The organism is Dysgonomonas massiliensis, assembly GCF_900240225.1.
Taxonomy (GTDB): Bacteria; Bacteroidota; Bacteroidia; order Bacteroidales; family Dysgonomonadaceae; genus Dysgonomonas; species Dysgonomonas massiliensis.
Window position 1 is genome coordinate 197,898 of the sequence record NZ_OEPV01000007.1, and the last position, 13,753, is coordinate 211,650.

Genomic DNA, 13,753 nt, shown 5'->3' on the forward strand with positions numbered 1-13,753 from the left:
ACAAAGAGCTATATTTGCAACGCAATTTACACAATTGTGTAAAGATGCGGGTTCAGGAAGTGTGGGTGAGTGGCTGAAACCACCAGTTTGCTAAACTGACGTACGGGTAACTGTACCGGGGGTTCGAATCCCCCCGCTTCCGCAGAATTACAATTTCAGCAAAAGAAGAGCGACCAAAACAGGTCGCTTTTTTTGTTCTAGACTATCCGTCACACTAAATTGAAAATTTCGGACAAAGAAACAAGTATAGCATGTAGTAACATAAAATATAGAAAAAATCTATATTTTATATTCCAAGCGAGAATAGGTAGATATGCCATCACTATATCCATGATTTTCAAGCATAAACGATCAACTCAAGAAGCATTATTCAATACAAAATATAGTTTCAGCTTTCTAAACGCTACTTTTATCTTAATAACATTCCATTATTATAGAAAAAAAACTAAATTTATGCCCAAACATTAATATAACTGACTCATCCTATACAGGCATACACCTTAGTATCTGATCATGAATAGACTATTATTTTTATTTTTCCTTATTATATTTTATTCCGAAAATACATTCTCATCAGAGAATAAAATTAAAGATACTTTTACTATACCAAATACAGAGAAAGGCATTGATCAATTAAAAAAGATTCATGCAGACATCAGAAATAGTAACTCCCCATTACAACTAATAGAAACACTTGAAGAAGAGGCAAAAGAACAAAGCAATACACTTTACGTTACAAATGCCTACAAAGAAAAAATCTATTTTTACGCCAAGCAATCGAACACTGATTCCATAAAAGTTTATCTAAACAAAATTTCAGAAAATTTGGATCTACTGGATCGAGACGAACACCTATCTATTGATGAAAGGAAAGATGTTGAAGCAATAAAACTATTCGCTATCACGACCAAATCATACATTTACATGAACGAAAACAAATATGATATCGTTCTAATTGAAGTGAACAAAATGCTGGAGAATTCAAAAGTGAACAGAACACCGCATCTGGAAGCTGAAGCATATACATTGCTCGGATCAGCATATTTATACAGCAAAGATCTTCCAGTAGCAATAAAATGCTTTAGAAAAGCATACAATATCAATGCTCAATTGACGGCTAAGCTTCCCCCAAACAATTACAATTTCTACAGACCTATGGAAGGCCTATCTATAGCTTATGGAGGTTCAGAGAAATACAAAGAAGCATTACAAATATCAGACAGCTTGCTCTCCAAAATTGACGAAACATATAAGTATCTGAAAGAATCTAACACGGAAAATATTGACATTGAGTTCATTTATCAGTTTCACAAACACAGAGCCTCTTGTTACGATGCTTTATGGAATACGAAAACGAATAATACGAAAAAAGCCCGGGTTCAACTTGATTCTATCAAACACTTCATACAACAGAATTACAAAGGAGCAACAACACCTAGCGATTTCGATATATACGATTATGTAGAAGCAAATTATTGGTACGCTGTAAAAAACTATAGCAGAGCAAAGGAATATGCTTTATCGATGATTGACAGAAGCAGTCTGGAGAAAAGTACATTTACGTATATGCTAGCTCACCTCAAACTGGCCAAGATTATAAATGCCGAGGGTAATTGCAGGGAAGCATATATGCTGATGGAAAAACTATATTGGCAAAATGATTCAATCAGTGCCATGAATTTTTCGGAGCAAGTAGCAGAAATGCAGGCTCTATATCAAGTAGACAAGGCCGAAATAGCAGCGCTACAGAGTGAAAGAGAGTTAAACAAACTGAGAAGAAGCCTTTCCATCGCTTTTTTTGCTATTATGTTATGTATTATAATAGCTATTTTAATATGGCAAAACAGAAGAAAAATAGTTAAGAAGAACATCCAATTATACAATCAATACATTGAGATAAAAAATCAGAGCAAGGAAATAGCAATCCTTCAGCAAGGATTGATTAAGCAACAAGGAACAAATAACTGTGAAGCTGATGAGAACAGTATCCTAATTCAGAAATTAGAGGAGTATCTGCAAGAAACAAAATGTTATTTAAATCCAGATTTAACACGTGAAGAGCTTGCAATACAGATGGGAACAAACAGGCAATATCTGATAGAGGCCATAAAGGATAAACGAGGTAAAACGTTCAATGAATTCATTTATTCTTTCCGGCTTGAATACGCTCACGAGCAAATTATCAATAATAAAAAGAAATCAATATCCGAGATTCTTGTCGAGGCGGGATTTCTGACTAGAACAACATTCTACAAAGCTTTCAAAGATGTATATGGACTGACACCTAACGAATTAAGACGCATCTTAAATTAATCACAAGGAACTATAAACATGTCAAAACAAATAGTTTTGCAGAAAAAACACACCTTTTTGCAAAAAAAAGGACAAAAAAATTTCGCAACTGCTACTTTTGCTGCATAGTTTTAAAAATACAAATAATATAAAACTACGAATTTATCCTTTGGGATATTAGCTGACTAATTCCAACCGGGCTACAAGAATGAAAAGAAGGTTACACCACAAATAAAAAGTAGCTTCTTAGCCTTAAACAACGCAAACAAGAAAGCCTCACTCCTTTGTTATACAAATCAGGAAGTGAAGCTTTTTTATTTAATTAAATATCTTACGATTAAAATTACTCCTTTAACAATCTGACCTCTACAATTTTTCCAGTCTGAGAACCATCATTAGCTCTGATTTTCACATCAAATACTTCTTTATTTGCTTCATCAGCTGGTATAGTAATCAAGGTAGTTTGTAATTCCTGAGCATATTTTCCATCCAAATTCATCTCCGAGACCTTGTGCCCATTGACCGAAACCTCAAAATTACGGGATTTATCGAAATCAAAATATTTGATGTAAAGATATTTCGATGACTTTTCTTTGTTCTTCATCTGATAACTAAACCATGCTTGTGCCTCGCGCCAATGAATATCTTCAATGAATCCAGTAGCCGACTGTTCGCTTTTGATAAAGTGGTCCGACTCAGGCTGTTGTTGCCCACATACCACCTTATCTATAGTCCTTTCATCAAGTAGCATTTGCTCTTTTTCAGCTTCGGCTATTTTAGCCTTCAGTTTTACTACATCTGCAGTCGTAGCTTGTGGCCAATAAATAATATAACGCGATTCGTGCAAGCGGAAGAATGGAATCAACTCCATATTTTCAGGGTATTTTTCAGAATACAAGCCCGATAATGTAAATGTCAGAGGCTTGCCGGCTACGGGAGTTATTTTAGATGGAATATCATTGGCATCACTGACGATGATCGGCATATCTTTCATTGCTATTTGCTTGCCATGAGCAATGTGCCCACCGCGGCTATCGTCAGCATAAAGTCCAACCATATCCTCTGTTCCTGTTTTTGCAGCCAGTACGATCGGTCCATATAAGATGGAATAATAATTTGATTTATCAGGCAATTGCTCCACCGATATATTCATTGGCATCTCCAGAGTTACAACATCTCCTTTTTTCCATTTTCTGTTGATTTCAATATAACCATACGAATTCACCTGAAGAGGAATACTTTTACCATTAACAGATAGACGGGCTTCACCTTTCTTAAGCCATTCAGGATGGCGTATATTCAAAGTAAAAACAGCAGTTTTCTTCGGGTTAATAGTGATTTTTGTCGCAGACTCATCTGGAAAATTTGTTTCCTGAACTACTTCAATATTCTTTTCAGACCAGCTCAAATGCGAAGGAATAAATAAGTTTACATACAAATCGTTTGCAGAATGTGCGTAAATCATTTCCCCATATTTAGCGTGATTTTCCAGACCAGATCCAACACAGCACCAAAAACTTGTATGCGGCTGTGAATATACTCTATAATGTCCGGGACGCATTTGAGTAAAGTAGACAAACCCTCCTTTATCAGGATGTTGCGTCGAAAGTATATGATTATATAGTGCGCGTTCGTAATAGTCGACATATTTTTTGTCTAACGATGTCTCATAAAGCATGCGCGACAGTCGTAACATGTTGTAAGTATTACAAGTCTCTGGTCCTTCAATATGATTGATCATTCGCGAAAAGTCGTTTACTGGGTTAAAATGCTCCCCTACACTATTTCCTCCGATAGAGACTGAACGATGTTCGACAACAGTCTCCCAAAAGAATTTTGCGGCTTCGCTCCACGATTCATTTCCTTCAATATCAGCTATTCTTTTATAACCCAACACCTTTGGTATTTGAGTATTTGCATGCATACCAGTCAGCTTATCTTCTTTTTTCAATAGAGGATTCAATATAAGCTTGTGCGAAAATTGGTGTGCCAATCTCAGGTATTTTTCATCACCGGTTATGGCAGCAACATCAGCAAAGGTTTCATTCAAACCACCATGTTCGCTTCGTAGCATATCCTGCATTTGCTCCTCACTTAACTTAGACACCAGCTTGATTGCCCAATCTGTCATCTTGATCAGCATCTCTTTAGCCTCTTGACTTCCTGCATAGAGATAAGCATCGCGAAGACCAGCATAAGTTTTATGAATATTATATAATGGAACCCATCTACCGTTCAGACTAAAACCTCCGGCATCAATTTTTCCGTTAGCTATTTCATCCCAGATAGCCTTTCCTCCCGGAACTCCTCCTATATAGCCATTCCCGTTAGCATCTTGACAACGCTTCAGTTCGCTGATCATATAATCGAGTCGATTCTTTATTTCATCATCTCCCGTAGAGGCATACATCAAAGACAAAGCTGACACATAATGACCTCCGATATGCCCATCAAGTCCAGTATTCTCCCAGTTAGTATAACTCTCGTCTTTCAGAGGCAAGCCTGATTCGCGATGAAAAGGGGCTAATAAGCGATCAGCCTTTAGCTCTAGAAGATATTTCTTATCAAGTTCCTGAGCATTCTTAAAAGGGCTATCTAATAGTCTTACATCTGCCAAATCAAAATATTTGACCCGAGGCATATCAGCCAAACGTGCATTGCAATTATTCGCAGAATTAGGATATTCATTTGCTCCAATATTTTTTGCATATCCAGCGGCTATCAACTCAAAGCCGACCAAAAATAAGGATAGGAATAAAAAGTATTTTTTCATGTTATTTAGAAATATAAGTTTATATATCAGATTGTAAAAGGATGAACTTTATAGCTATCTAACAAAGATAGAACGATTTGTGAATTTTCAACTATATATTCGTATAATAAATGTAAAAACAACACTTATGTTTATAACATAGGATATCTAGATATGAAAAGGATATTTAGAACTAACTTTCAGAAAACAAGATTACTAATTAATAGCCACAAAGAAAATTGTTAAAATATTTCACACTCGCAGATTAATAATATACCTTTGCACACAGATTTTGGTGTCACGATTCCAATACTACGGAAAAGTGATAAAAGGGAATCAGGTGTAAGTCCTGAACAGACCCGCTGCTGTAAGCTTCATCAAAGTCTTTGAACAATACTCAAATCCACTGTTCAGCAATGAATGGGAAGGGCGTTTCAAAGATGAAGTAAGTCAGAAAACCTGCCAAGATTGATTGTTTTAAAGCTTTCGGGGAATAGAGCTGAAGACGCTGATGAGTAGATCAATCTTATTTTGTTTTTTGTAGGTCCACTTACTTGATTTTCTTATCACTACATCTTCATTTGTTTATTTTTCTGCAAGCTATTTGATAACGTTCAATTAGCTAAAATGTATTTTATTGAATCGAAAAGAATTTGCTCAATAGTTCTACTATTGATATTATGCCACTTTGTATCAGCACAGAACAAGCTTGATACAATTCAAGAGCTGAAAGACGTTGTTGTGAAAGGAAGAATAGTTCAGGAGATTATTCCTTCGCAACAATTATCAGGTCAGTTATTACAGAGTTTAAGCAGCCATAATGTAGCCGATGCTTTACGTTATTTTTCTGGTGTACAGATCAAAGACTATGGCGGAGTCGGTGGATTTAAGACAGTAAATGTCAGAAGTCTAGGTTCAGAGCATGTTGGTGTATTTTACGATGGTATTGAAATTGGTAATGCTCAGAATGGAGTTGTAGACTTAGGTCGTTTTTCATTAGATAATCTCGAGACCGTTTCTCTCTACAATGGTCAGAAAAGCGCCATATTCCAATCGGCAAAAGACTTCGCTTCAGCCAGCAGTATCTATATGGCTACCCGAACTCCCATATTCAAAGAAGATAAAAACTACAATGTAAATATTAAGCTTAAAGTAGGATCATTCGGCTTAGCAAATCCTTCAATTCTATGGGAACAGAAAATTTCTAACAAAATTTCCAGTTCTTTCAATGCAGATTATACTTATGCAAACGGGAAATATAAATTCAGTCAGAAAGTAAAAAGTTCTTACGACACGACAATGGTTCGTCAGAATGGAGATATTGAAGCTTATCGCTTGGAACATGCATTATTAGGGAAAATACAGGACGGAGAATGGAAGACAAGAGCATATTATTATGCATCTGAACGAGGTTTACCGGGCGCAGTAGTAAAAAAAGAGCCCGGTAGATTTCAAAACAAAGGCCGTCAGTGGGATCGCAATTTCTTCTTCCAATCTTCGATAAAGAATAAGTTCTCTAAGAAATATACTTCGGAGCTTAAAGCAAAATATGCATACGATTATCTCAGATACTTGGCTGACCCATCGAAAGATGAACAAGAAGTTATCTATATCAACAACAAACACAGACAACAAGAGGCGTATTTTTCATCGACCAATATGTTTAGCATTCTACCCTTTTGGAATGTCAATTTATCGGCCGATTATCAGTGGAATGTACTAGACTCGAACGTCAAGAGCTTTATAAGTCCTAAACGTCATACCGGATGGTTGGCTCTGGCAACTTCTATCTATTTCGACAAAGTAAAAATTCAAGCGAACATACTTGGGACTTATGCCTATGAAACATATATGCAAGGGACCAATTATGATGAAAAAAATCAAATATATCTTGATTTCAAAAAAATAGGTAAGCATTGGGACGAATACATGCCTACAGTAATTTTATCATACCAACCATGGTTGCAACACGATCTGCAATTCCGAGCATTTTACAAAAGGATATTTAGACTACCTACCTTCAACGAAATATTTTATGCTGTAATTGGCAGCGGTATTTCTCATTTACGCCCCGAATACCCCACACAATATAACATTGGAGCAACCTATTCGAAGACTTTTAATAGATCATTCATTTCAAACATCAGTGGGCAAGTTGATGTGTATTATAATGAAATTAAGGACAAGATTGTAGCAATACCCACCTCCTCGTCCTATCGTTGGACAATGATGAATCTGGGAATGGTCAAGATAAAAGGGGCAGAAGTAAGTGCTGCAACTCAGTTAGTGTGGGCCAAAGGCTTAACGACCGATATCCATTTATCATACACCTATCAGCAGGCACTCGATTATACATACCCTGAACTCACTTCGAGCGGAAAACATGATATCCGCTACAAAGGACAAATCCCATACATCCCCACTCATAGTGGGTCAGCAATCATCAACACAAACTACAAAGGCTGGGGTTTGAATTACAGTTTTATATATGCAGGCGAACGTTATACATCGAGTGCCAATATCATAGATAATTATGTTCAGGCATGGTACACTCACGATCTGTCGCTGACCAAGTCCTTTAGCTGGCAAAATAAAGATTTCAGACTTTCGGCCGAAATCAATAACCTATTCAACCAACAATATGAAGTTGTGGAGAACCACCCTATGCCCGGAACAAATTTCAAGTTTACAGCAAATATAATCTTCTAAAACTAATAAGATGATGAAGCAATTACATTCAAACATTTTACATTTATTTCTCGCTCTACTCATCGTAGGAGTATTCAGCTCTTGCCGTGGCGATGATGAAAAGTTTAATCCCGGAACAGAAATTCCCGTAACACCCCCTGAAGTTACAGAAGGTCCGGTTCAAGGCCTCTTCTTGCTCAACGAAGCGAATATGGGTAGCAACAAAGCTACTATTGATTACTTCGACTCGGAAACAGGATCGTATTTCCGAAACATTTATCCGTCTCTCAATCCCAATGCAACAATGTATCTTGGCGATGTGGGTAATGACATTCAGATATACGGCAATAAATTGTATGCAGTCATCAATTGCTCACATTACATCGAAGTAATGAATCTTGAAACTGCCAGACACGAATCGAGCCTGACAATTACCAACTGTCGTTACATTACTTTCGACAAAGGATATGCTTATGTAAGTTCTTACAATGGACCAGTACAGGTCGGAGATAAATCGTCATTAGGTACTGTCGTAAAAGTAGACACCACAAGCATGAGTATTGTAGCTAGCTGCCCGGTAGGCTATCAACCGGAAGAGATGGTAATCCGTGACAATAAGCTTTATGTAGCAAACTCGGGAGGTTATCGTGTTCCCGATTACGACAATACCGTTTCAGTTATTGATCTCAATACCTTCAAAGAAATTAAGAAGATAACAGTTGGAATCAACCTGCACCGAATGGAACTTGATAGTCAAGGTAATATTTATGTTAGTTCGCGCGGCGATTATCTACATGCCAGTTCAAAAATCTATATAATCGACAAAAATGATGCTGTTAGCAAAGTTCTGGATATACCATGTAGCAACATGACAGCCAGTGGAGACTCGATATACCTATACAGCACCGAATGGAGCCATTTAACTGGGGAAAGTACGATTACATATGGTATTATAAACACGCAGACTCAAGACATAGTTACACGCAACTTCATCAGCGATGGTACCGATAAGTTCATTACCATACCATATGGTTTAGCAATTCATCCCGAGACGAAAGAAATATTTGTCACAGATGCCAAAGATTATGTAAGTCCTGGTACACTATACTGCTTTACACCTGATGGTAAAAAGAAATGGGAAGTTATGACCGGTGATATTCCGGCACATATGGTCTTCACAAACAAAAGACTATCAACAATAGATCAATTGCAAAAAGATAAAACTATTAATAATTAAATACAACGATGAAAAAGTTTCTATTAAAACCAACATTAGTAATCCTGATATCGATTATTTCGATAGGAAGTTTATTCACATCTTGCAGTGATGATGATCCATATTCATTAGCTAAAGAGCACATAAACTACACAATTCCTGAAGGAGGATACACCGTCAAAGTAAATCAACCATTGGTTATTGATATAGAAACACGATCGGATGAAGGCGTTACGTATCAATGGTTTCTTGACGAGGAAAATATATCGACATCTAAGAATCTTAACTATACATTTCAGACAGCAGGAGAATTTCAATTAAAATTAATTGTTAGTCAGGCCAATAAAAAATACGAATTCCCATCAAAGCTTGTAGTAAATTTTTCGGACATAGACGGATCGGAAGAAAATGCTACAGCATATATCACTAAAGTTTTGGACTTCGTTCCTGCTATCGGGCAATTCACAAATAAAATGCCTCAATACGAAGAAGGCGATACTCAAGAGATCATGAACTCTAAAGTATTAGCATCTATCGGAAACAACAAAAGAGGTATGATTTCATTAGGAGGATACGGTGGTTATGTTGTCGTGGGCTTCGACCATACTATAAAGAATGTAGCAGGGAAACGAGATTTCCGTGTGCTGGGCAATGCTTTTTATTCAAATTACAATCCAGACAAAAATGCTCCTGAAGGTGGCAGCTGCGAACCCGGTATCATCATGGTAGCATATGATAGTAACAAAAATGGCATTCCAGATGATAACGAGTGGTACGAAATAGAAGGTAGCTCTCATGTCGATCCAAAGTTGGAGCCATGGTATGCTAAAGCAAATAAGGCGATGAATGACAGTGTTACTATTCGCGATTATGAAATCACTTATTTCCGTCCGGCAAAAGAACCAACAACTGCTGACGAAAAGAAAGAATACGTTAAATGGGAAGACAATCAAGGAAATTCGGGCTATAAAGTAAAGAACGGATTCCACAATCAACCATATTTCCCTCAATGGATAAAAGAAGACAAATTAACCTTTAGAGGTACATGTCTTCCTCAGAATGGTATAGATGAAAGCGGTAAAGGCAACAATTTTATACTATACAAATTCCGTTATGGCTATGCTGATAATGAGAAGAATGATAAGGATGAATCAGCTATAGATATCAGTTGGGCAATAAACTCGAAAGGACAAAAAGTTAATCTACCTGGAGTTGATTTTATCAAAATATACACCGGAGTGAATCAAGAAAATGGGTGGTTAGGTGAATCTTCTACAGAGATTGTAGGCGTTGAAGACCTACATGTATTAGGAATAAATATAGATACTCGTAAATAATAATTTCTAAAATATTAAACGACAATAATTTTATGAAAATCTTAATTTCAAAATTAAAATTCATCTTAATAGCTTCTTCTATTTTCATGTTATCATGTTCAGATGATGACAACAACTATGATCCGAATAATAATAATAATAATTCTAATCCGAATTTTCCGGAAGTTGCTATTCAAAACATTTCAAACGTCACATCAACAGCACAAGAAGATACTGTATATCTGAAAGCATCAATCTCGAGTTTATCGAAAAGTACTTTTTCTTGGTATGTAAACGACAAAGAGATTGATTCTGCAACAGACTCAATATTCAAATTTGTATCTAGCTCCATGGGAGAATATACTATCCGTCTTGTCAGCTCTAATATAGACGGAGAATCTAGTTCTGAATTAAAAATTAACGTGTATGGAAAATATAAATACGGGACATTTGTTCTGAATGAAGGTAATATGACTTCAGAGAATGGATCACTCATTTTCATTAGTCCCAAAGGAGTAATAACAGATAGTGCTTATTTCAAAGCAAACGGCTCCGAAATTGGAAATGTAGCACAAGACCTTTTCATAAAAGATAATAAGATGTACATCATTTCACAGAACGGAGGAGCAGATGGAATGCTTATCGTTGCAAATGCTGAGACCCTCAAGAAAGAAGCCGGTTACCAAACGGAAATAGCCTCTACTCTATCATGGCCTAGTCATGTAGCGGTACTTAATCCTGAAAACATCTATATCCGTGATAACAAAGGTGTATATCTATTCAACTCTATCGACAAGTCGTTAAATCTAATAGAAGGTACAAGTGGTGCTTCGAAAAATAGAATGGCTGTAGTGAAAGATAAAGTTTTTGTTCCTTGTAAGAAAAATGTTCTTGTATTGGAAAAAGGGAAGAACAACGTTTCTCACACAATAGAGTTTGATGGCACTGTATCGGGCGTCATCAAAGCAAATGATGAAAATATATGGGTTTCTACCACTGGTAATCCAAATAAAATAACGAAAATCAATCCGACTGATTATTCTATAATCAAGGTTAATGAAGTAACTGAAGGAAAGCTAGGTGCCGGATGGGGCGTAAGTCCAGGCATTAGTGCCAAAGGGGATACAATATATTATAGCAATGCCAGTACTAAAATTTATCGCCATATCTTCAACGAAAACAAATCTGAGTTATTGGTTGATGCTAAAGAGTTGGTGGAAAATTCGAATATCGTTTATAACAATCTAGCTGTCCATCCTAAAACTGGTGAAGTATATCTGAATACGATTAAAGGCTATGGAATGAATTATCTAATAAATAATATAAGTGTTTTCGATTTTTCGGATAAAACGCCAAAATTATCTAACAATTACACTGATCATACACACTTTCCGGCCGGAGTATTCTTTACTTACGACTTTGAATAATTAAATGACAACAACATAAAGCCCCTGATTTTAGTTAGAATCAGGGGCTTTATATTTCACTAACTCTTGTTATGTCAATAATATACAAAAGATATATCATTGATATAAATATCTTTTATACACCTTATTCCGATCTTCTAATCAAATTTATCTAATCTTCGCTCATTATCTCAAATTTGGTTTGCCTAAGCTCATTCGGCGTCATACCAAATTTAGCTTTAAATAGTCTATAAAATGTCGCATTGGACGCGAATCCTGAATCTAAAATAACATTACTTATAGGAGCAGACACATCTAAAAGCAAATAATGACGGGCACAGTTCAACCTATACTCATTTATATAATCTAAATAATTCTTTCCCGAACCCTCTTTTATCGCATCTGTAAGATATTGCCTGTTAGTCCCAAGAGCCTCTACTATATCACTTTTCGAAAGGCTTGGATTTTTGTATGGTTCGAACTCCTTCATATACTTTTCTAATTTCTCAAATAAAGACAATTCCTCGTCTTCTTTATTGATCACATTTTGTGTAAATTCCATTTTGAAAATAGAAATATACTTGTCCAGTTCTACATTTTGTTTAAAGAGTGCTTTATTTTTCTCTTTCAATTTTTTTGCATTGCGTATAATCAGGAAAATGATGACACACAATAGAAGGATAGTAGCAGTAAGTCCACCGACGACAGCCCGAGTTCGCTCTAATTGAGCCTCTTTTTTGCCTTGTTCAATCTTTGCTTTCTCTAATTCATATTTTTTTGATATCTGACTAATCTGCAATGGCATATTGTGCTGATATAACGAGTCCTTTAAATTTGTTAGCTGCTGCTGTTCTCTAAAAGCTTCTTTATACTTTCTTAAATCGTAAAGAATATTGATTTTATGCATCATATGCTCTTCTAGATCAACTTTTAGAGGTTTAGTTATTTCATCCAATTTCAATCTCACTCCAAGATGAGCTAATGCGCTATCATAATCTTTAATTAAATGATAGTATTTAGATTTCACAAAATCAATATCAGCCTTAACTGTTTCATGCATACCTTCGAGAGGTATTTTTTCTATCTTATCTAAATACTTCTTTGAATTCACCTTATCGCGCTGCGATATATAAATTACTGCATAAAAAGAGTATAGATTTATCAAGTATGTATTTATGGTTGCTTGTGGGAAAATACTCATATGCTTATTTATTGCTTCCTCAAAAAAATAACAATTACTAAGAGCCTGATTATATTTTTCTTCTTTTATAAGAGAGGGTATCAATCCAGCATAGAGAGAGACTTCCAATGTCGGATCGCATGAATAATCTATCCATGATTTACTCAGATCAATACTTTTCTGAAAATATTCAGTCGCCAGATTATATTCCCCCGAAGCATAATAAGCATTTCCCAGTAAATTATATATTACAATATTCTTTTCGGGATGTTTCTCCAGCAAGATTTTCAATTCATGTATTGCAATATCATTGTATCCTAAAGCTAAATACGCAGCTGTAGAATAATAATAATTAGGGACAGCTACTTCTACTCCGTAATCTTTATAATCTTCATAAAGATCATTCATCAAGCTGGAATAATATAGAATACTGTCTGCATTATTTTTATGTAGAAAGTACTTAGCTTTTAACCCATAGCTCTCCAATAGATATTGTACATTCCGTTGTGCAATTGATTCCTTCTCCAGATTAGATGCAATATTATAGGCCTCTTCTGTATCTTGATACCAAATAGCTAATTGAAATAAAAGATATAGCTTTTTCTCTCCCGATTCTAAAACAATCTCACTTTTCAAACTATCAATTGACGAATTCGAAAATATTTTCACAATACAAAACAAAAAAAAGACTATTAATGAAACTCGTCTTATTCTATACATCTACATATAATTTATAAAAATACAAAGATCATACAAAAAAGAAGAGAAGTCTCTATTTTATAGTATCAAATGCCATCTTTTGTTCGAATGAGATACGATTTTGTCTGAATAAGACAGGCATATTGTCTAAATGAAATACATTTTTGACATACTGAGAAATGTGTTCTTTGTCAATCCTCTACC

The 13,753-nt window shown here is 35.6% G+C and carries 7 protein-coding genes, 1 tRNA gene and 1 riboswitch; of the genes, 6 read left to right on the forward strand and 2 right to left on the reverse strand.

Annotated elements, in window-relative coordinates; all coding sequences use genetic code 11:
• Window positions 1-55: 55 nt before the first annotated feature.
• Window positions 56-142, forward strand: a tRNA-Ser gene (locus tag C1A06_RS08950).
• Window positions 143-513: 371 nt separating this feature from the next.
• On the forward strand, window positions 514-2,313 hold the full coding sequence (locus C1A06_RS08955; protein WP_101689918.1) for a helix-turn-helix domain-containing protein: 1,800 nt from the start codon (window positions 514-516) through the stop codon (window positions 2,311-2,313).
• 322 nt (window positions 2,314-2,635) lie between these two features.
• Here the strand turns inward: C1A06_RS08955 and C1A06_RS08960 are convergent, their stop codons facing one another.
• Window positions 2,636-5,065, reverse strand: a complete 2,430-nt coding sequence (locus tag C1A06_RS08960; protein ID WP_281253945.1) for a beta-L-arabinofuranosidase domain-containing protein — start codon at window positions 5,063-5,065, stop codon at window positions 2,636-2,638.
• Window positions 5,066-5,320: 255 nt separating this feature from the next.
• Window positions 5,321-5,525, forward strand: a riboswitch (cobalamin riboswitch).
• Between the two features lie 146 nt (window positions 5,526-5,671).
• Between C1A06_RS08960 and C1A06_RS08965 the strand changes: the two genes are divergently transcribed.
• The 4 genes from C1A06_RS08965 to C1A06_RS08980 are packed head-to-tail and all read left to right on the forward strand — an operon-like array spanning window position 5,672 to window position 11,691.
• Window positions 5,672-7,753, forward strand: a complete 2,082-nt coding sequence (locus tag C1A06_RS08965) for a TonB-dependent receptor (protein WP_101689919.1) — start codon at window positions 5,672-5,674, stop codon at window positions 7,751-7,753.
• A 13-nt stretch (window positions 7,754-7,766) separates the two neighbouring features.
• Window positions 7,767-8,969 carry a DUF5074 domain-containing protein gene (locus C1A06_RS08970; protein WP_101689953.1) on the forward strand — a complete coding sequence of 401 codons (1,203 nt, stop codon included), beginning with the start codon at window positions 7,767-7,769 and terminating at the stop codon, window positions 8,967-8,969.
• 8 nt (window positions 8,970-8,977) lie between these two features.
• Entirely contained in the window at window positions 8,978-10,285 is a 1,308-nt protein-coding gene (locus C1A06_RS08975; protein WP_101689920.1) for a PKD-like domain-containing protein, read from the forward strand.
• A 32-nt stretch (window positions 10,286-10,317) separates the two neighbouring features.
• Window positions 10,318-11,691, forward strand: coding sequence for a DUF5074 domain-containing protein (locus C1A06_RS08980; protein ID WP_101689921.1), 1,374 nt, complete (start codon window positions 10,318-10,320; stop codon window positions 11,689-11,691).
• A gap of 151 nt (window positions 11,692-11,842) precedes the next feature.
• Here the strand turns inward: C1A06_RS08980 and C1A06_RS08985 are convergent, their stop codons facing one another.
• Window positions 11,843-13,519, reverse strand: coding sequence for a helix-turn-helix domain-containing protein (locus tag C1A06_RS08985; RefSeq protein WP_159461396.1), 1,677 nt, complete (start codon window positions 13,517-13,519; stop codon window positions 11,843-11,845).
• Between the last annotated feature and the right edge of the window lie 234 nt (window positions 13,520-13,753).

Bases quoted from the DNA above. Each gene is read 5' to 3' on its own strand.
- C1A06_RS08955 (WP_101689918.1), top strand. From the start codon at position 514: ATGAATAGACTATTATTTTTATTTTTCCTTATTATATTTTATTCCGAA.
- C1A06_RS08960 (WP_281253945.1), bottom strand. From the start codon at position 5,065: ATGAAAAAATACTTTTTATTCCTATCCTTATTTTTGGTCGGCTTTGAG.
- C1A06_RS08965 (WP_101689919.1), top strand. From the start codon at position 5,672: ATGTATTTTATTGAATCGAAAAGAATTTGCTCAATAGTTCTACTATTG.
- C1A06_RS08970 (WP_101689953.1), top strand. From the start codon at position 7,767: ATGAAGCAATTACATTCAAACATTTTACATTTATTTCTCGCTCTACTC.
- C1A06_RS08975 (WP_101689920.1), top strand. From the start codon at position 8,978: ATGAAAAAGTTTCTATTAAAACCAACATTAGTAATCCTGATATCGATT.
- C1A06_RS08980 (WP_101689921.1), top strand. From the start codon at position 10,318: ATGAAAATCTTAATTTCAAAATTAAAATTCATCTTAATAGCTTCTTCT.